Origin of the sequence: Shewanella sp. ANA-3 (assembly GCF_000203935.1) — a bacterium.
Taxonomy (GTDB): Bacteria; Pseudomonadota; Gammaproteobacteria; order Enterobacterales; family Shewanellaceae; genus Shewanella.
This window is the reverse complement of the sequence record NC_008577.1, coordinates 1,635,435-1,655,296: the sequence shown is the minus strand read 5'-3', so window position 1 is coordinate 1,655,296 and position 19,862 is coordinate 1,635,435. Positions and strand designations below refer to the sequence as shown.

Genomic DNA, 19,862 nt, shown 5'->3' with positions numbered 1-19,862 from the left:
TGTTTTTATCATAACGGTTCACAAAATGAGTTGCGATAGCTAAAACCGCTATTTAGTCACCTTAGCTTATAACTGTGACTCTATTGGCAATAGCCCGAGAAAATCGGCGACAAAGATACGCCAAAATCCCGCGTCTGGCTCACTGTCGTAGCGCTGCTGCGCCCCATCGTCCCACCAGACGAGATCGCCATCCTCCAAGGCGAGTCGATAGGTATTCGTCGCGAGCTTCTCCTCAATATTATGGCTGACATGGCCACTCAATTGTGGCTGAGTGATCAACAATCCAAGCTCGGTATTCACCGCAGCAGAACGGGGATCAAAATTAAATGAGCCCACAAATATCTGATTATTATCAAATACAAATGATTTTGCGTGCAGGCTGCTTTTTGAGCTGCCATGCCAGCTGTGGGAGCGCTCCCCTGCCTGTGCTTTCACTTCGTAGATTTCGACGCCCGCGGCCAACAAGGTTTTTCGATATTGCTTATATCCCGCATGCACCGCCAGCACATCGGTCGCCGCCAGACTATTAGTAATGACTCGTACCCGCTTACCCGACTGCGCCAAAAGTGTGAGCAGATCGGTTCCCGATTGCGTCGGCACAAAATAAGGCGAAATGATGAGTAACTCGGACTCCACCTGCGTCAGGTAAGGTAATAACTGGCTGAGCAACCAAGTGGATTTATCGCCCTGCTGCAATTTATCGGGCGGGTCAACCAGCACTAAGGCTTTGCCCCAAAACCAAGTCATGCTATCGCTCTGCAAATTTGCCAATAATTGGCTTTCGGCTAAGCGCTTCACATATTCGCTGGATTTGGACTGTTCACGCTGTTCACTCACCCGCTGCGCCAGCGCCTCAAGCTCCGCATGCGTGGGATTATGGTCACTTAAGACTTCAATTGGATGGGTCGTGTCGGCATTCCAATATCGATCAAATTCGTCGGATACCTTAGGCACGGCATCACCCATGGCTAACAGGTCAAAGTCACCAAATTCGAGGTCACGATTCGCCGCAAAATACTCATCACCAATATTACGTCCACCAACAATGGTCATCACATTGTCCACTGTGAACGATTTATTGTGCATTCTGTGGTTTAAGCGACTAAAACCAAACAACATGGCAAGGCCGCGGTAATTACGCTCTGTGCTTGGGTTAAACAGCCGAATATTGATGTTAGGGTGGCGCGCGAGGGCGATTAGCTGCTCGTCCATGTCGGCACTGGTCATATCATCCAGCAATAAACGCACTCGCACCCCGCGATCCGCGGCATCCAATAAAAACCACGTCAGCAAGCGGCCGGTTTCATCATTACGATAAATATAATATTGCAGATCGATACTACTGACGGCGGACTCAATCAGCAACAAGCGAGCGACGAAGGCATCGACCCCATCACCGAGGGGAAACACCCCAGTTTGCTCGGAATGCTGCGCGATGGCGGTTTTTACCGCCTGATACAGGGTGGAGTTTTCGGCTAAGGGATAGGCTGTTTCAATTGATTTTGCGGGTAATTCTGCCATTGAGCTACAACCGTTAATCAACAGGAGCAAAAGCCCCCAAAAGGGAAGCGAGAGACGAAATACCATTTGTTTGACGGGATAACTCTTGCGTTGTTGCCCTATCTCCTTGGCAAGATGCTGAGCGATTGTGTTGGCGAAGGTGGCGCCACAATTGCGCGATGATATCCCTAATATCGTCACTAAATGGTATTCCTTATTTTATGAATTCAGATGGTTATTCCTGTAACGCATAGAGCACATCGAAGGCAAACTGATCCCAACCTTCGGCAGTAAACGCAATGTCGCGAATGCTGCGCACTTGGCTAACGGCATGCAAAGGCGCGGCGCCATTCACCATCAAGTAATAGGCCATAATAAGCCCTGTACGGTCTTTACCCGATCGGCAATGGATTAGCACGGGCAAGTTATCGGCTTCACACTGCTGAATAAAGGCCAGCGCCCGCGGTAACTGAGCAACACATATAGCAACATCCCCTTCCTGCGGCGGGACATTGCGGGAAAAAGGAATGCATTCATAACGCAGTCCGTGGTGCTTAAAACTGCCAGGCTCACAGCCCTCACCGCCATTCACAGATAACACCGCACGGATCCCCAAAGACTTAAGCTCGGCTAAATCCCAAGGGTCCTTGTTGGGGCCACTTCGACCCGCGATCTTGCCTTCAACTAACCAAAATAGATGCTGCATACTGCTCCCACAAACCAGATGCGAAGGGACATGAGATGCACTAAGCATAACTCACGTCCAAGGAATTAAGACTTTTTACCCCAAAATTCAAGGTTCGCCGCGGGTAACTGTTTACGCTTTTTCTTGCCGGTGCCTTCGGGTTTAGCCTGCGGTTTTTCCTGCGCTAACACTTCGAGTGGCATCTCGGCATTCGCTTCAAATCCTGGGATTTGTTCACGTACAAGTTTGATTTTGTTTTTCTTTTCTATCACGCCGAAGTGATGATATTCCTCATGTGAAATCAAGGTCACCGCCAAACCCGCCTCTCCCGCGCGGCCGCTACGGCCAATACGGTGCATATAATCGGCCGGACTTCTTGGTAAATCGAAGTTAATCACCACTGGGAGTTTATCAATATCAATACCGCGGGCTGCGATATCGGTCGCAATCAACACACTGATTTCACCACTTTTAAAACCATCGAGTACTCGAGTTCGCGCACCTTGCGCCTTATCGCCATGGAAGACTTCGGCACTGATCCCACGTTTAGACAGCTTCTGTGCGAGGTGATTACAGGTGTTTTTAGCACTGACAAAAATAAGCGCCTGCGACCACTGATGCTGTTTTATCAAGTGTGCCAACAGCGCCGTTTTTTGTTCACGGTTGACTGTGATAACGCGCTGTTCAATGGTGCTTTCTTGCTCACTTTGCAGATGATATTCAAGCGGTTGATGGAGTAATTTGGCCGTGAGTGCACGCACTTCTTCAGGGAATGTCGCCGAATATAATAAGGTTTGTTTCTTGGACGGCAGCGCCTCAAGCACTTGATTTAATTCATCAGTAAACCCAAGGCTTAGCATTCGGTCTGCTTCATCCAACACTAAGGCCGAGACGCGATTTAACTTAAGCGCATTGCTGGCTAATAAATCCAATAAACGGCCAGGCGTTGCCACCAACACATCGGCTCCCGCGCGTAAGCTTTGCATTTGCAGATTGACAGACACGCCACCAAACGCCGCAACTATCTTAAGTTGGCCATTGAAGTGAGAGGCATAGGATAAAAAGCTATCGGCAACTTGCTGCGCCAATTCGCGGGTTGGCACGAGTACCAAACAACGCACTTGGCCTGCCGATTTTTCCGCGGTTTTCGCCTCAAACAGGCGCTGTAATAACGGCACGGCAAAGGCGGCCGTTTTGCCTGAGCCCGTATTCGCCCCCGCTAATACGTCCCGTCCACTGAGCACGGCCGGAATAGTCGCCGCTTGTATGGGCGTAGGCGCCGCATAGGTCAGCTCAGAGAGTCGATTACACAGGGGCGCAATAATGCCAAGTTCGGCAAAGCTGGCAACGGAGGAAGAAGCTTGGGTCATAAAAAATTACATGGCTCATCAATAACAAATATGACCGCTATTCTAACGTAAAATCCGCCCCCTTGCTTGTCGATTCCAGCATTAACAGCTGTTGTTTCATCGTGAGTCCATAGGCATAACCAGTTAATTGGCCATTTTTACCAATGATACGGTGACAGGGCACAATAATCGCGATGGGATTGGCACCATTTGCGGCTCCCACCGCCCTGACGGCTTTGGGTCTGTCGATACGCTGGGCGATATCGCCATAACTGCAACTTTGCCCATAACCGACCTGTACCAGCGCCTGCCACACCTGCTGCTGAAATTCGGTTCCCTTAGGCGCTAAGCTTAAGTGGAACTCAGTTAGCTCACCGCGAAAATATTCCTGAAGCTGGGCCTTTGCCTGTTCAATATGGCTTTTAGCCCGCGTGAGTTCATCATCAGTTGCAACCTTTAGCGGGATCTCCGTTCGGCTCGACCCAACGACCGTTAAGTGGCTCAATCCGTAGGCATTGGCATTGAGTTGTAGTATGCCGACAGGGGTATTTAAGGTATCGACAACGCACGGCTGATAATCTTTAGCCGTTGGCGCGCTAATCAGTTGGGATATATTCGGGCTCATAATGGGTCTCGTAAACGGCTTTAGTACAGTGTTTTCGTACTGTGTTTCAAATAGTTAATAGTGGCTCTCATATGGAGCCTCGTCACTGGTTCCTAGTCACTGGAACAATAACGAGTGGCCTGAAATGCCTATGCATTGGACCACAGCTGGAAGGTCAAATAACTTCCCCAAGGGGCGATATCCGCACTCACCCGCTGTGCAAGCGCCGTATAATCCAGCTGTTTTACCGTTTCAATATCCAAGCCACTTTGCTCGGCAACACAGGCTAACAATTGTTTTTTAACAATTAAATCCGTGTGCAAGAAGATATTCGGATCGCCAAGTCCACGTAATTTGGCGTAGGCAATGGTCCAAGGGCCTATGCCTTTTACCCCAATCCACTCATCGACTGAGGCTTCGGGCTGCTCACAGATAAAGGCTGCAAGCGCATTGAGCGCCAGTTTGCGGGCACCGGGCATTTTAAGCTCATCGAGACTCGCATCACGAATCGCCTGCGGCGTAGGAAACAGGCGATATTCCCGTCCGTTTAAACTAAAGCACTCGCCATAGGCTTCGACCAATATATTCAGTAATTTAGTCGCCTGCACTACGCTCACCTGCTGACCTAAGACGGCTCGGCAACCCGCCTCAAACACCGCGCCTGCGCCGGGGATCCTAAGCCCGGATTTGCTACTGAGTTTAAGATCGGTCAAATGCTGAAGGTTGTGTTCAATCTTCTGCATATCTGCATCGAGATCTAAAATGCGCCGCACTTGGGTGATGAGCTTTTGTAGACCCGATAAGGGCGAGTCAGGCGTTAACGTCAGCGTGATTTTAAAGCGATGCAAAGGCGCCTCATGGACGATATGTACCACTGCGCGAATATCCTCAATTTGCAGGGTGCGGCCATACTCAAGTGGTATATTTGGGTCAATCGCCTCATGGAAGTGAGGGGCTACACTCTCACTAAACCATTCCATGCCTTCGACGGCGCGCAGGCGATAAAAGGCTAATTGCGCCGACCAATCGAGCGGCGGTCGATAATACTGATACAGACTCAAGCTGTGCGCTGGCATCTCCTGTGAACAAGCGAGTTCAGTACTCTCCCCGTCGTCTATTTTAATAGTCGATTTCTGACTGGATTTTCGCAACTGGGTGGGCGTTAATTGCAGCGCCTGCTGAAATGCCTCGTTAAAACGGCGAATACTGTTAAAGCCTGCGGCAAGGGCGACCTGAGTGATGGGCAACTGCGTCTGATGCAACAACTGCTTTGCGAACAATAACTGACGATAGAGGGCAAATTGTTTAGGTGAAGTGCCAAATCCTGCGGTAAATAATTTATTTAAATAACGGCTGCTGATCCCCAATTTGTCCGCCAAGGCCTCGACCGTTAATCCGTGCTCACCAGATAAGGCGCCAGCTTCAATCAAACCTATGGCTCTGTCTAGGGTTGTGTTAGTGCCTTTCCACGGATTAGAGCCAGGAGCACTGTCGGGGCGGCAACGTAGACAAGGCCTGAGTCCCGCCTGTGCAGCTTTAATGGCCGAGTCAAAATAACGCACATTTTCTTCCTTCGGCGCTACTGCTGGGCACACTGTTCGGCAATAAATCCCCGTACTTAACACGCCCACAAAGAACTTACCGTCAAAACGTGGATCGCGGCTCATGCGCGCTTCACGGCAAATCCCGGCGGATATTTGGCAATCCTGCGCGTCGCTTGATGTCGGCTCGGATGGCGGTTGTGGGGCTGAATTTTGGCTCACGCTTGTCTGCTTCATTTGGCTATCCGACACTCTTATTCACAATTTTGTACTTGTCGGTTACTGTACGTCACCCTATGCTAGCACACTCGCGGAAAACGGAACTGGATCATCGCGTGCTTTTAAAGTGCAAGATCCTATATGCTAGACACCTCGACGTTTTCCCCATCCACTTTTCTCAATAAAATAGAGTCAATTCATGTTTAAACGATTTGAATCTTGGGTTGAAGCCCTGCCCGATGGCGAACCAACCAAGCCGCCCACGGGGGTATATGCGTTTTGCCGCCATTACACTAAGGGCTATGAATTACCGCTTATATTAATGTCAGTGCTGACGGCATTAATCGCCATGCTCGAAGTCTCGCTCTTTGGCTTTATGGGGCAATTAGTCGATTGGTTAGTGAAAAAAAGCCCTGAGACGCTCTTTCAAGATGAAGGCTCGACGCTGTTATTAATGGGGCTGATGGTCCTAGTGGTGATGCCATTATTAGTGCTATTTCATGCGCTGATCATGCATCAAACCTTGCTGGGTAATTATCCCATGTCGATTCGTTGGCTTGCGCATCGCTATCTGCTCAAGCAAAGCGTGTCCTTCTATCAAAATGATTTTGCCGGCCGCATTGCCACTAAAGTGATGCAAACTTCCCTTGCGGTCCGTGAGACCGTCATGAAACTGCTCGATGTGCTGGTGTACATTTTAGTGTATTTCACCTCCATGCTGGTGATGGTGGCCAGTGCCGATGTTCGTCTGGTGATCCCCATGCTGATCTGGCTGGCGCTCTATATCGGTTTACAGTGGTATTTTGTGCCTAGGCTGAAAACAGTTTCGACTGAACAGGCCGATGCGCGCTCGACGATGACAGGACGCATTGTCGACAGTTACACCAATATCACCACGGTGAAACTCTTCGCCCATACGGATAAAGAAGCCGAGTATGCCAAGGCGAGTATGCGCAGTTTCCTCGACACTGTTTACCGCCAGATGCGCCTTGTCACGGGGATCAGTGTTAGTGTGCAAGTGATTAACTATATGCTCGCCTTCAGTATTGCCGCTGTGTCTATCCTGCTCTGGAGTGACAATGCCATCTCCGTTGGAGCGATTGCGATTGCCGTGAGTTTAGCGCTGCGTCTCAATGGCATGTCGCAATGGATCATGTGGGAAATCAGTTCGTTATTTGAAAATATCGGCACAGTAACCGATGGGATGAATACCCTTTCCAAGACAACACTTATCCAAGATTCGCCCAATGCCAACACTTTAGTGGTTGAGCAAGGACGTATCGATTTTAATCAGGTGAGTTTCCATTACGGCGAAGAAACTGGTGTTATTGAAGATCTGAACCTCAATATCAAAGCGGGCGAAAAGGTCGGTCTCGTTGGCCGCTCGGGCGCGGGTAAGTCCACGCTAGTGAACCTGTTGATGCGTTTTTACGATGTTGAGAAAGGCCAAATTTGTATCGATGGTCAAGATATTAAAGCGGTCAAGCAGGACTCACTGCGTTCACAGATTGGTATGGTGACCCAAGATACGTCTCTACTGCATCGCACTATTCGGGAGAATATTCTTTACGGTAATCCTGATGCGAGCGAAACCCAGCTCGAGCATGCAATAAAACAGGCTCAGGCCCATGATTTTATTAATGAACTGACCGATCCTAATGGCAACCATGGCTTAGATGCACAAGTGGGTGAACGTGGGGTTAAGCTCTCCGGCGGACAGAGACAGCGTATCGCGATTGCTCGGGTACTATTGAAAAATGCGCCGATTTTACTGCTCGATGAGGCAACTTCTGCCTTGGACTCCGAAGTGGAAGCTGCGATTCAGGAAAGCTTGTACGAATTGATGCAAGGAAAGACGGTGATCGCGATTGCCCATAGATTGTCTACTATCGCCGCGATGGACAGATTAATCGTGCTCGATCAAGGTCGTATCGTCGAACAAGGCAACCATCAAGAGTTGATTGCTGCTGGCGGTATCTATGCCCAGCTTTGGGCGCATCAAACTGGTGGCTTCCTCGGGGTTGAGTAGCTTTAAGCGTTTCTTAAGCTCACCACCTTGTACTTTGATTTGAAAAATCATTGAGCTTGGATGTACAAGGCGACCTCGAGTCGCCTTTTTATTTGGCTTTATTATTTGCGTTTGCTTTATTGGCTGGGGGGAGAGGCACAAAGAGTTAGTTGCAGGTAACTATCCCCCACAATCCCCTCAATCCTCAACAGGATCCGCATCCTCAACAATATCCGCAAACAGGCCCCTCTAAGTATGGTGCTCTGCTGAAATGAGACGCCATTTACTCTTATATAGGTACTGCGATTTGATAAGAGGTAAATACAGCAAAAAGTACCAACTCCCCTACTACCCCCCAAGACAAATAAACTGATACGATCTCAATAGAATAGGCTTATGGCTTATGGCTTATGGCTTATGGCTTATGGCTTATGGCTTATGGCTTATGGCTTATGGCAGGATAACGAATTTTAGATACAAAAAAACCACCTAATGGTGGCTTATTGTTCTCAACTAACATTAGCGATTAATCTTAGTTGAGGTGGTATCCCCTAGGGGATTCGAACCCCTGTTACCGCCGTGAAAGGGCGGTGTCCTAGGCCTCTAGACGAAGGGGACACAAGGACTTATGTTTTTCCTCATAACTGAGGTATTGCTATTTATCTCAAATAACTCGTTAGTCATTTGTGATAGCACCCTATCTTTAAGGGATAGAGTGGTATCCCCTAGGGGATTCGAACCCCTGTTACCGCCGTGAAAGGGCGGTGTCCTAGGCCTCTAGACGAAGGGGACACAAGGACCGATGTTTAGCCTCATCACTGAGGTCTTGCCGTTAACTCACAAATCACTCGCTAGTCATTTGTGATAGCACCCTATCTTTAAGGGATAGAGTGGTATCCCCTAGGGGATTCGAACCCCTGTTACCGCCGTGAAAGGGCGGTGTCCTAGGCCTCTAGACGAAGGGGACACAAGGACCGATATTTAGCCTCATCACTGAGGTCTGACTGTTAACTCACAAATCACTCGCTAGTCATTTGTGATAACACCCTATCTTTAAGGGATAGAGTGGTATCCCCTAGGGGATTCGAACCCCTGTTACCGCCGTGAAAGGGCGGTGTCCTAGGCCTCTAGACGAAGGGGACACAAGGACTGATGTTTAACCTCATCACTGAGGTCTTGCTGTTAACTCACAAATCACTCGTTAGTCATTTGTGATAGCACCCTATCTTTAAGGGATAGAGTGGTATCCCCTAGGGGATTCGAACCCCTGTTACCGCCGTGAAAGGGCGGTGTCCTAGGCCTCTAGACGAAGGGGACACAAGGACATATTAATTCGAATTTTCATCCCCGCTTAACATTGGCGGTATCCTAGGCGCACTTCTAAGAACAGAAGGAGACACAAGGACCGATATTTAGCCTCATCACTGAGGTCTTGCCGTTATCTCACAAATCACTCGCTAGTCATTTGTGATAGCACCCTATCTTTATGGGATAGGGTGGTATCCCCTAGGGGATTCGAACCCCTGTTACCGCCGTGAAAGGGCGGTGTCCTAGGCCTCTAGACGAAGGGGACACAAGGACATATTAATTTGAAAACTATTAATGACTAACAGTGCTCTCGCTTAATACGGCGAATTTGGTGGAGCTAGACGGGATCGAACCGTCGACCTCTTGCATGCCATGCAAGCGCTCTCCCAGCTGAGCTATAGCCCCAAATTCTTTCGACATGACTGATATTCAGTATATATCGCAGAAACTGGATTTGTTCTTACCAAACGACTCGTTAGTCATTTGCTAGGAACCCTATGTGATAAACATAGTGGTATCCCCTAGGGGATTCGAACCCCTGTTACCGCCGTGAAAGGGCGGTGTCCTAGGCCTCTAGACGAAGGGGACACAAGGACATATTAATTTAACTCACATTATTACTAATGCTTATCTCGCTTAATATCGGCGGTAAGTTTGGTGGAGCTAGACGGGATCGAACCGTCGACCTCTTGCATGCCATGCAAGCGCTCTCCCAGCTGAGCTATAGCCCCAAACTTATCAAGCTGTATTTAAGTGCACTACAAGCATTCGCTCGTCTGTGTCTCAACTACGGGGCGCATTCTATGCAGCGCACCTAAATGTGTCAACTCGTTTTTTAGGAATTTATTCTATCTGCTACAAATTCAATCGCTTTGGATATTCTTTGCTCAGAACGCGCCTTTCCTATTAAGAATAAGGTGATATCTAAGCCAGGAGACTGCCCTGCACCTGTCACAGCGACACGTAATGGCATACCCACTTTACCCATACCGACTTCTAATTCGGTCGCGGTAGCTTCAATCGCTTGGTGGATAGCTTCAACAGTCCACTCAGTTAATGCAGCCAGTTTTTGTTGCACTAATTGTAATGGCTCAAGCGCGACACCACGTAAGTGCTTTTTCGCTTGCTCAGCATCGAACTCTGCGAAGTCTTCATAGAAGTAGCGGCTAGAAGCGGCTAACTCTTTTAAAGTTTTAGCGCGTTCAGCCAATGCTGTTACTACCGCAGATAAAGCAGGGCCATTTGAGGTATCAATCTTTTGATCGTCCATGTGCCACTGTAAATGGCTAGCCACATATTCAGGATCAAGCGTCTTAATATAGTGTTGGTTTAACCAAACCAGTTTTTCGGTATTAAAAGCAGAAGGCGCTTTGTTGATGTCATCTAACTTAAAGAGCTGCTTCATTTCTTCTAAAGAGAACACTTCTTGATCGCCATGTGACCAACCTAAGCGAACTAAGTAGTTAAGCAGTGCTTCTGGTAGGTAACCATCATCACGGTATTGCATTACGCTTACCGCACCGTGACGCTTAGACAACTTGGCACCGTCATCCCCTAAAATCATCGACACGTGGGCATATTCAGGAATAGGCGCGCCTAATGCTTTAAGGATGTTGATTTGACGTGGCGTGTTGTTGATATGGTCTTCACCGCGAACCACACAGGTAATACCCATATCCCAATCGTCAACAACCACACAGAAGTTATAAGTCGGTACGCCATCGGTACGGGCAATGATCAGATCATCTAATGCATCGTTTGAAAACTCGATACGGCCACGGACATGGTCATCAAATACCACTGAACCGCCGATGGGGTTTTTAAAACGCACAACAAAAGGCTCATCAGTGTCACGCGCCGGCAAGTCACGGCAGCAACCATCGTATTTTTGGGCTTCGCCATTTGCCGCTTGTGCTTCTCTTAAAGCATCGATACGTTCACGCGAGCAATAACATTTATAAGCTGTGCCCTGCTCTAACATCTGCGCGATGATTTCGTTATAACGATCAAAACGCTTAGTTTGATAGTACGGGCCCTCGTCCCACGTCAGACCTAACCAGTTCATGCCCTCTAAAATGGCATCACAGGCAGCCTGAGTTGAACGTTCAATATCCGTATCTTCGATACGTAAAACAAACTCACCATTATTGGCACGAGCTTGTAACCAAGAATAAAGAGCTGTACGGGCACCGCCCACGTGCAAAAAGCCTGTTGGGCTGGGGGCAAAACGCGTCTTAGTTGTCATAATGGGACACTAACCTATATAAAGTCGTCTAGATAAAGACAATCACGGTAAAAAGTGGCCTTATTCTAGCAGCCTAAGTCTGCGCTGCAAATGGCACTGAGTGCAGGTATTGTAGATCCCCTCAAAGTATCTGCCCAAAGGTGAGCGCTTTAGATGGCTCTGATAAAAATGAGAATCCAGCATTCCATATCCGAAAACAAACACTCGAAAACCAAAGCCATGTAATTGAAGGATACGCATCTCTATTTAGAAACATACCATCGAAATTTAGCAAAATAGATGAAGAGAACGTCGCTGCGCCCTACTCCTTTATCATTTAAGCCGTATAGACAACACTCTTTAGCCTAAAAAAGCCGCAAACCCTCAAAAAAGAACGCTTAATGATGCGATAGGCTGACTTATTGGCAAGGTGAGCGCAAAAGCCTGAAAAGAAAATACCGACGAAATTGTCCAATAAAGTAACACTTTGAATGATGACATGATTAACATTAAGTCAATCCGAGCAAAAATAGCGCGACCAATGCTTTTTTCATTAAAAAGCGTTGACACTCGATCGAACCTCCCTATAATACGGCTCCACACAGCAGAGGTCGCTTAGCTCAGCTGGGAGAGCACCTCCCTTACAAGGAGGGGGTCACTGGTTCGATCCCAGTAGCGACCACCATGTGTTAAATGCAAATTTAATCATGGTATACAAGTTGTTATATGCCCGGGTCGCTTAGCTCAGCCGGGAGAGCACCTCCCTTACAAGGAGGGGGTCACTGGTTCGATCCCAGTAGCGACCACCATATACTTCTCATTCACTGTGTCGTCATTCTCCGGTCGCTTAGCTCAGCCGGGAGAGCACCTCCCTTACAAGGAGGGGGTCACTGGTTCGATCCCAGTAGCGACCACCATTTTTTTAGAATGACATTAAAATTTGTATTGAAAGAATTCCGGTCGCTTAGCTCAGCCGGGAGAGCACCTCCCTTACAAGGAGGGGGTCACTGGTTCGATCCCAGTAGCGACCACCATATTCTTCAGTACTGATTTACCCCGGGTCGCTTAGCTCAGCCGGGAGAGCACCTCCCTTACAAGGAGGGGGTCACTGGTTCGATCCCAGTAGCGACCACCATATTCTTCAGTATTGATTTACCCCGGGTCGCTTAGCTCAGCCGGGAGAGCACCTCCCTTACAAGGAGGGGGTCACTGGTTCGATCCCAGTAGCGACCACCATATTCCCCCAAAAACTTTACCCCTAGCTCAACTCAACTATGCTTGATCTTAATCAGCATCTGCTTAACTGAGTCTGTTACCCAGTATTTAATCCGATTAAACGCTGCTGATTGTTGCCTTAGGCATATTCGGAGATCAGCACTATGGCCAGCGTCAGTCAATCTGCATCCCTCACCAATATTGCAGCGTATTTAAAGCATACTCATGCCTGCGATGAACAAACCGCGCTGAGGGAAGCCCGTGAAGTCATGCGCAATCTCGTCAGCATGCGCCAAAAAGGTTTTATTACTGGCTGGTATTTCGATGAGCGCGGGCATTTGGAGTTACTTCCTAGTGATGAAATCCTTAAGCGAATTGGCGAAGATCACGGCTGACTGCCGCATTACTTCATCTTAGCCATCTCACCAATCCCCTGCTCTATAGTCATTTTTCAGCCAGCTTTTGATCTAAAAGCAACTTATTTTGCTCAGTTAATCATCAAGCTAAAAACCTCTGCTCATACCCCACAAAATGCAGTTTGGGTGGATTTCCACCCATAGCCAAAATCAACGTGAGCGAGATCTCACCCACAAAACTAAAAGCGTGACAAACGTCAAATGAACTACACTTTATTAACCAAACACTTACAGAGTGCATCGTAAGTTGGCGTGGTATTTGCCTTTATTAAGACAGACCTCAGGGAAATCAAGGCTGTATTCCTACTCACACTTGGTAACAAACTAACCAAGGCTGAGGACAAATCCTAACAACAGAAAAAGGAACTCAAAAATGACATTGAATCAACAAATGGGTATCACACGTCCATTAAAAACCGTCGCAAAAATGCTGGCACTGGCCTCAGTGTTTGCGACCAGCTTTAACGTGTTTGCGGCGCCCGTTGAAATCAAGTTCTCCCACGTGGTTGCAGAAAATACGCCAAAGGGTCAAATGGCGTTGAAGTTTAAAGAACTCGTTGAGCAACGTTTACCTGGTGAATATACGGTCAGTGTATTCCCTAACTCACAGTTATTTGGGGATAACAACGAGTTAGCGGCACTGCTCTTAAACGATGTGCAATTTGTCGCGCCTTCTCTCTCAAAATTTGAACGTTATACCAAACGCCTACAGGTTTTCGACCTGCCATTCCTGTTTAATGACATGGATGCAGTAAACCGTTTCCAACAAGGTGAAGCCGGTCAAGCACTGCTGAACTCAATGAGCCGTAAAGGTATTGTCGGTTTAGGTTATCTGCACAATGGTATGAAGCAGTTTTCTGCTAACACACCACTGAAACAACCTTCTGATGCTAAAGGCTTAAAATTCCGTGTAATGGCATCTGACGTATTAGCCGCCCAGTTTGATGCTGTGGGCGCCATTCCTGTGAAGAAACCATTCTCTGAAGTGTTTACCCTGCTGCAAACCCGTGCGATCGACGGTCAAGAAAACACTTGGTCTAACACCTACTCACAAAAATTCTATGAAGTTCAAAGCCAAATAACCGAAAGTAACCACGGCGTGCTGGACTACATGGTCGTAACCTCTGACGCCTTCTGGAAGAGCTTACCAGCGGATAAACGTAAAGTGATCAAAGAAGCCTTAGATGAATCTATCGCTTTAGGTAACAAGATCGCCGCTGAAAAAGATAACGAAGACAAGCAATTAATCCTTGATTCTAAACGTTCGCAACTGGTGACCTTAACGCCAGATGAGCGTCAAAAATGGATTGATGTAATGAAACCTGTTTGGGCGAAATTTGAAGACCAAGTAGGTAAAGATGTGATTGAAGCCGCTGTTGCTGCAAATAAACAATAATGAAATAAACCGCTTAACCTCTATTTGGGGTTAAGCGGTATTTGAGCGAGGGGAGTACAGCTGTGATATCGCGAATTTTTGGTTACTTTGAAGAAGGGGTGCTCAACCTCTTAATCACCTTAATGACACTCTTAGTGTTCACAGAGGTAGTGGCGCGGTTTTTCTTCAATACCGGTTTTTTATGGATCCAAGAACTGACCTTAACCCTTTGTGGTTGGTTTGTGCTTTTTGGTATGTCCTATGGGGTGAAAGTCGGTGCTCACATCGGTGTTGATGCGTTTGTAAAAAATCTGCCCCCTAAGGCTAAAAAGATCACTTCCCTAGTGACGGCATTGATTTGCTTAGCTTATTGCGGACTATTTTTAAAAGGTAGCTGGGAATATCTGTCACAGATGTACCAAATCGGCGTACCGATGGAAGATATTCACTTTCCTAAGTTCCTGTTAAACAGCTTAGATCCCGACTTTGCTTGGAACACCTTAAAGATTGATGTCGAAGACGGCGCTGTGCCCATTTGGTTATCCCAAAGCATTCTATTAATTGGTTTTAGCATGTTGACTTGGCGTTTCTTAGAACTGTTTATCGCCATCCTACGCAACCAAGTTTCTGGATTCCAATTTGCCGATGAAGCGAAAGAAAGCATGCATTTAATTGACGAAGCTGCTCAGCACGCACAACAAGAAACAGACAATAAGGAAGCGAAGTAATGGCCATTGCGACCCTCTTTACTGCCCTACTCGTCTGTATGTTTTTAGGTATGCCTATCGCGATTGCGTTAGGTTTCTCGAGCATGCTGACGATTTTATTCTTCTCCAACGACTCCCTCGCCTCAGTGGCGTTAAAACTTTATGAGTCATCGTCAGAGCACTATACCCTGCTGGCGATCCCCTTCTTTATTCTGTCCTCAGCCTTTCTGTCAACCGGTGGGGTGGCACGACGGATCATCGACTTTGCGATGGACAGTATCGGCCATATCCGTGGCGGTTTAGCCATGGCCTCTGTGATGGCCTGTATGTTGTTTGCCGCGGTATCGGGTTCATCTCCAGCAACTGTGGCCGCCATCGGTTCCATTGTTATCGTCGGTATGGTGAAAGCAGGTTACCCCGAAAAGTTTGCCGCCGGTGTGATTACCACTTCTGGCACCTTAGGGATTTTGATCCCCCCTTCAATCGTGATGCTAGTGTATGCGGCGGCGACGGAAGTCTCGGCTGCCAGAATGTTTATGGCGGGCTTAATCCCAGGTTTGATGATGGGTTTCCTGCTGATGATAGTGATTTATATCGTCGCCCGTTTTAAAAATCTGCCATCACGCCCCTTCCCTGGCTTTAAACAACTGGGGATTTCCAGTGCTAAAGCCTTAGGTGGTCTGGCGCTGATCATTATCGTGTTAGGTTCAATCTATGGCGGTGTAGCCAGTCCAACCGAAGCCTCTGCCGTAGCCTGTATGTATGCCTATTTCATTGCGGTATTTGGTTATCGCGATATTGGCCCATTGAAAAATGTCGCATGGCGTAACCCTAATGAGCCGATCCCCAGCGCCATTGTCCGTAACTTAGGCCATATGGCGCTCGGACTGATTAAAACCCCAATCGACAAAGAAATCCGCCATGTGGTGCGCGACGGGGCAAAGGTCAGCATCATGTTGCTGTTTATCATTGCCAACGCCATGCTATTCGCCCACGTGCTGACTACTGAGCGTATTCCCCATATCATTGCCGAACATATTGTGGGCATGGGCTTACCTGCGTGGGGCTTCTTAATCATTGTCAACTTACTGCTGTTAGCGGCGGGTAACTTTATGGAGCCATCGGCCATCGTGCTGATTATGGCGCCAATCTTGTTCCCGATTGCCACCCACTTAGGTATCGACCCTATCCACTTAGGCATCATCATGGTGGTGAACATGGAGATTGGTATGCTGACACCGCCGGTGGGGCTTAACCTCTTCGTGACGGCGGGGATCACAGGCCGCAGTATCGGCTGGGTGATCCAATCAGTACTACCTTGGTTAGCACTGATGTTGGCCTTCTTGGCGCTTATCACCTACGTGCCACAAATCTCCCTGTTCTTGCCAGAATTTCTGGATAAGCTCAACGGATATTAATCTCAAGGAATAAGGATTATTCCTTGATTCTAGATAGTTTTTAAGCGAGCCTACTCAGGCTCGCTTTGTTTTATTCAGTGTGGACAGGATTACCTGCTATGTTGCCCATGACGCCCAAGGCCAAACAACGTCTTTTAATGACCATAGTGCTACTTGCGGGCTTATTTGCCATCTTAAAATTGACCTACTGGGTGCACTTTCATCAGGGCAAAATTGAAATACAACAACAATCCGAGCGACAACTCAAAGAGCTGGTTAGCTTCTTAGATGGCGCCCTGTCGCGTTACGAGAGTATCCCCCACGTACTTTCAACTAACCCTATGCTCGCTAATGTGCTCAACGATCAACAAAACCCCAAGAAGGTGCAAGAGCTCAACCTGTACTTGGAAGAAATTCAGCATGTCACTGAGGCATCCGATATCTATCTTATCGACGCCCTAGGCATTGCGATTGCCGCCAGCAACTGGCAGCAGAGTTTTTCGTTTATCGGCAAAGACTACTCCTTCAGACCCTATTACACCGACGCGATTTCGGGCAATTTAGGCCGCTACTATGCGGTGGGCACCAGTTCGGATAAACGTGGTTTTTACTTCTCTTACCCTATTTATCAGCAAGGCGCCAAAGGCATTCTGGGCGCCATTATTGTAAAAGTGGATATCGCCGATATCGAGCAGCAAAGCACCAGCATTGCGATGGCGGGGCAATATCAATTCCTCATCAGCGACCCCGACGATATCGTATTTATCTCCAGTGTCGATGAATGGCGCTTAGCCTCACTCACGCCGCTAACTCAGGCCAAACAATATGCCTTAAATGCCTCAAAACGTTACGCGGAGCGGCCGATTGGCGAATTACTGATAAAGCCACAATATCAAGAAGATAGTCTGAGTAATGGCCATATCTATCAAATTCGCTCCGGCAACAGTCAGGCGCAATATATGGACACCCATCATTTGATGACCAAGGCGGGTTGGCGGGTGCATATTCTGGCGCCGATGAAACCCCTGCTCGAATCCATGCCCGCACTTATGCTGTTATCGGCCTCTATCTACTTACTGCTCGCCTTAGGCTTACTCTTTAGTAGCGAGCGGCGCCGCAACTTGCAACGTATGCAACTCGCCCAGAGTTTACTGGAGCAAAGAGTGGAAGAGCGCACCCAAGATCTGCAACAGGCCAATGATCGCCTCAAAGATACTCAGGATGAACTCATTCAAGCGGCTAAGTTGACCGTGATAGGTAGCCTATCCGCCAGTATCAACCATGAACTGAATCAACCCTTAGCCGCCCTTCGCAGCTATGCGCAAAATACCCAGACCTTCCTCGCCCGCAATATGCCGGATAAAGCCTCTGATAACCTTAAAATTATCATCGAACTGACCGACCGGTTAGCCGATATTGTCGGCCAATTTAAGAGTTTTACCCGTAAGAGCCAAGGCACGGATAGCGCGACCGATCTCAAGGGCTGTATCAAGCAAGCCCTGACCATAGTCCAGCCCGAAATCGACAAGCAAGGGGTTGAGCTCGATGTGCTGTTGCCAGAAGGCCAATATCAGGTTTGGGGTGATAAAGTGCGATTGCAGCAAGTGTTTGTGAATATTATGAGCAACGCGATTGTCGCCATGCAGCAATCTTCAAAACGGACACTGAGTATTAGGGTAAACTGTGCGGACAAGTTCTGTATCAGTATTCAGGACTCAGGCCCCGGGGTGCGCGAGAGCCAGATGGAGAAGATTTTCGAGCCCTATTTCACCACCAGCGAGCGTACAGGGCTTGGTCTGGGTTTATCCATTTCCCAGCGCATTATCGAGTCTATGCAGGGGCAAATTAATGTTGCCAATGCCGAGGACGGCGGCGCCATTTTCCATATTATTTTACCGATTTATTTAGCCGAGGAACGTCAGTCATCATGAGTCTGCCCAATTCAATTCAAGACTATAGCGTACTGATCATCGACGATGAGCCCCATATTGGCACAGTGCTCGTACAGCTTTTTGAGCTTGAAGGCATTAAAGCCTTCGCCACTACCGATCCCAAAGGGATTGCCAAATTACTCGACAGGGACTGGGCGGGCGTGGTGATTTCCGATGTGAATATGCCGCAACTCGATGGCATCAGCCTGATGCAACAAATTCGTCAACAGGACCCCGATTTACCCGTGGTGCTGCTCACAGGCTTTGGCGATATCGCCATGGCCGTCAATGCCTTAAAACAAGGTGCCTACGATTTTCTCGAAAAACCCTTTAACAACGAACACATGTTAGATGTGGTGAAACGCGCCTTAGATAAACGCAGTCTCACCCTAGAGAACCGTAAATTAAAGAAAGAGTTAGAAAGCCATAACGTGCCCGGGCCAAGAATATTAGGCCACAGTGTCGGCATTTTGCGCATGCGTCATATCATAGACCAAGTAATCGATACCCCCGCCGATGTGCTTATCGAAGGTGAAACGGGTACGGGTAAGGAATTGGTCGCCCGCTATCTACACGACCACAGCAGTCGCAATCAGGCCAACTTTGTCGCCATTAACTGCGGCGCGATTCCCGAAAACTTGATTGAGAGCGAACTCTTTGGCGCCGAAGCCGGAGCCTTTACCGGTGTCGATAAACTGCGTATCGGTAAGTTTGAGTATGCCAACGGCGGCACACTCTTTTTAGATGAAATCGAAAGCACGCCACTGTCGTTACAGGTCAAACTGCTGCGGGTGCTCGAAGATCGCAAGGTCGAGCGCTTAGGCTCCAATAAGAGCATTCATTTGGATATTCGAGTGATTGCCGCCACTAAGGTGGATTTAAAGTCCCTGTGCGACACCGGAGAGTTTCGCCAAGACTTGCTCTATCGCTTAAATCTGGTGACAGTGCCGATTCCACCACTCAGGGATCGCCGCGAAGATATTCCCTTATTATTCTTACATTTTGCCCGTATGGCTTCTGCACGTTACCACAAGGCGCTGATTGCCCTCAATGCCGAGCAGAATGCTATCCTCACCTCCCACGACTGGCCGGGTAATGTGCGTGAGCTGCGAAATCTGGCCGAACGTTATGTATTACTCGGTGGTGAAGCGGCCTTCGCCGGCAGCTTAGGTAATGCACCGAGCCTGCATACCAGTATGTCGCTGCTGCAACGGGTCGAGTTTTTTGAGCGGGTATTGATAGAAGAGGCCTTAAGCCATAACAAGGGCAGCATTAAGCAGACCATGGAACAACTCGAACTGCCGCGTAAAACCTTATACGACAAGATGCGTAAGTACGATTTAGACCGCAAACAATATATCAACGCTGACGAGTAATACTGTC

Annotated in this window: 13 protein-coding genes and 15 tRNA genes; 13 read left to right on the top strand and 15 right to left on the bottom strand. The window is 48.2% G+C overall.

Annotated elements, in window-relative coordinates; all coding sequences use genetic code 11:
- Positions 1-66 precede the first annotated feature (66 nt).
- The 5 genes from SHEWANA3_RS07530 to SHEWANA3_RS07510 all read right to left on the bottom strand — a co-directional run bounded on the left by SHEWANA3_RS07530 (position 67) and on the right by SHEWANA3_RS07510 (position 5,916).
- Positions 67-1,701 (bottom strand): phospholipase D family protein, encoded by a 1,635-nt coding sequence (locus SHEWANA3_RS07530; RefSeq protein ID WP_011716491.1) that lies wholly within the window; start codon positions 1,699-1,701, stop codon positions 67-69.
- Positions 1,702-1,735: 34 nt separating this feature from the next.
- Positions 1,736-2,206, bottom strand: coding sequence for a dual specificity protein phosphatase family protein (locus SHEWANA3_RS07525; protein ID WP_011716490.1), 471 nt, complete (start codon positions 2,204-2,206; stop codon positions 1,736-1,738).
- 65 nt (positions 2,207-2,271) lie between these two features.
- Entirely contained in the window at positions 2,272-3,555 is a 1,284-nt protein-coding gene (locus SHEWANA3_RS07520; protein ID WP_011716489.1) for a DEAD/DEAH box helicase, read from the bottom strand.
- Positions 3,556-3,592: 37 nt separating this feature from the next.
- Positions 3,593-4,159, bottom strand: a complete 567-nt coding sequence (locus SHEWANA3_RS07515) for a methylated-DNA--[protein]-cysteine S-methyltransferase (protein WP_011716488.1) — start codon at positions 4,157-4,159, stop codon at positions 3,593-3,595.
- A 128-nt stretch (positions 4,160-4,287) separates the two neighbouring features.
- Positions 4,288-5,916, bottom strand: coding sequence for an AlkA N-terminal domain-containing protein (locus SHEWANA3_RS07510; RefSeq protein WP_011716487.1), 1,629 nt, complete (start codon positions 5,914-5,916; stop codon positions 4,288-4,290).
- A gap of 181 nt (positions 5,917-6,097) precedes the next feature.
- Between SHEWANA3_RS07510 and SHEWANA3_RS07505 the strand changes: the two genes are divergently transcribed.
- On the top strand, positions 6,098-7,927 hold the full coding sequence (locus tag SHEWANA3_RS07505) for an ABC transporter ATP-binding protein (RefSeq protein ID WP_011716486.1): 1,830 nt from the start codon (positions 6,098-6,100) through the stop codon (positions 7,925-7,927).
- A gap of 521 nt (positions 7,928-8,448) precedes the next feature.
- Here SHEWANA3_RS07505 and SHEWANA3_RS07500 read toward each other — a convergent pair.
- From SHEWANA3_RS07500 to gltX, 10 genes are all read right to left on the bottom strand, one after another.
- A tRNA-Glu gene (locus SHEWANA3_RS07500) sits at positions 8,449-8,524 on the bottom strand.
- A 98-nt stretch (positions 8,525-8,622) separates the two neighbouring features.
- Positions 8,623-8,698 (bottom strand) — tRNA-Glu (locus SHEWANA3_RS07495).
- A 99-nt stretch (positions 8,699-8,797) separates the two neighbouring features.
- Positions 8,798-8,873 (bottom strand) — tRNA-Glu (locus SHEWANA3_RS07490).
- A gap of 99 nt (positions 8,874-8,972) precedes the next feature.
- Positions 8,973-9,048: transfer RNA gene (locus SHEWANA3_RS07485), tRNA-Glu, on the bottom strand.
- 99 nt (positions 9,049-9,147) lie between these two features.
- Positions 9,148-9,223: transfer RNA gene (locus tag SHEWANA3_RS07480), tRNA-Glu, on the bottom strand.
- Positions 9,224-9,403: 180 nt separating this feature from the next.
- A tRNA-Glu gene (locus SHEWANA3_RS07475) sits at positions 9,404-9,479 on the bottom strand.
- Positions 9,480-9,543: 64 nt separating this feature from the next.
- Positions 9,544-9,619 (bottom strand) — tRNA-Ala (locus SHEWANA3_RS07470).
- A 107-nt stretch (positions 9,620-9,726) separates the two neighbouring features.
- Positions 9,727-9,802, bottom strand: a tRNA-Glu gene (locus tag SHEWANA3_RS07465).
- A 67-nt stretch (positions 9,803-9,869) separates the two neighbouring features.
- A tRNA-Ala gene (locus tag SHEWANA3_RS07460) sits at positions 9,870-9,945 on the bottom strand.
- 104 nt (positions 9,946-10,049) lie between these two features.
- Positions 10,050-11,459, bottom strand: coding sequence for a glutamate--tRNA ligase (gene gltX, locus SHEWANA3_RS07455; RefSeq protein ID WP_011625747.1), 1,410 nt, complete (start codon positions 11,457-11,459; stop codon positions 10,050-10,052).
- Positions 11,460-12,047: 588 nt separating this feature from the next.
- Between gltX and SHEWANA3_RS07450 the strand changes: the two genes are divergently transcribed.
- The 12 genes from SHEWANA3_RS07450 (at position 12,048) to SHEWANA3_RS07395 (ending at position 19,855) form a co-directional block, all read left to right on the top strand.
- Positions 12,048-12,123: transfer RNA gene (locus tag SHEWANA3_RS07450), tRNA-Val, on the top strand.
- Positions 12,124-12,171: 48 nt separating this feature from the next.
- Positions 12,172-12,247, top strand: a tRNA-Val gene (locus tag SHEWANA3_RS07445).
- Positions 12,248-12,279: 32 nt separating this feature from the next.
- Positions 12,280-12,355: transfer RNA gene (locus SHEWANA3_RS07440), tRNA-Val, on the top strand.
- A gap of 41 nt (positions 12,356-12,396) precedes the next feature.
- A tRNA-Val gene (locus SHEWANA3_RS07435) sits at positions 12,397-12,472 on the top strand.
- A 25-nt stretch (positions 12,473-12,497) separates the two neighbouring features.
- Positions 12,498-12,573, top strand: a tRNA-Val gene (locus SHEWANA3_RS07430).
- A gap of 25 nt (positions 12,574-12,598) precedes the next feature.
- Positions 12,599-12,674, top strand: a tRNA-Val gene (locus SHEWANA3_RS07425).
- A 143-nt stretch (positions 12,675-12,817) separates the two neighbouring features.
- Positions 12,818-13,048, top strand: a complete 231-nt coding sequence (locus SHEWANA3_RS07420) for a hypothetical protein (RefSeq protein ID WP_011716485.1) — start codon at positions 12,818-12,820, stop codon at positions 13,046-13,048.
- 394 nt (positions 13,049-13,442) lie between these two features.
- Complete coding sequence (locus tag SHEWANA3_RS07415) at positions 13,443-14,465, top strand: TRAP transporter substrate-binding protein (protein WP_011716484.1); 1,023 nt, start codon at positions 13,443-13,445, stop codon at positions 14,463-14,465.
- A 62-nt stretch (positions 14,466-14,527) separates the two neighbouring features.
- On the top strand, positions 14,528-15,172 hold the full coding sequence (locus tag SHEWANA3_RS07410; RefSeq protein WP_011716483.1) for a TRAP transporter small permease: 645 nt from the start codon (positions 14,528-14,530) through the stop codon (positions 15,170-15,172).
- Positions 15,172-16,569 (top strand): TRAP transporter large permease subunit, encoded by a 1,398-nt coding sequence (locus SHEWANA3_RS07405; RefSeq protein WP_011716482.1) that lies wholly within the window; start codon positions 15,172-15,174, stop codon positions 16,567-16,569. Before SHEWANA3_RS07410 ends, SHEWANA3_RS07405 begins: the two co-directional genes overlap by 1 nt.
- Before the next feature lie 98 nt (positions 16,570-16,667).
- Positions 16,668-18,479 carry an ATP-binding protein gene (locus tag SHEWANA3_RS07400; protein WP_011716481.1) on the top strand — a complete coding sequence of 604 codons (1,812 nt, stop codon included), beginning with the start codon at positions 16,668-16,670 and terminating at the stop codon, positions 18,477-18,479.
- Positions 18,476-19,855, top strand: coding sequence for a sigma-54 dependent transcriptional regulator (locus SHEWANA3_RS07395; protein ID WP_011716480.1), 1,380 nt, complete (start codon positions 18,476-18,478; stop codon positions 19,853-19,855). The genes SHEWANA3_RS07400 and SHEWANA3_RS07395 overlap by 4 nt, the downstream gene beginning before the upstream one ends.
- The last annotated feature ends 7 nt before the right edge of the window (positions 19,856-19,862 follow it).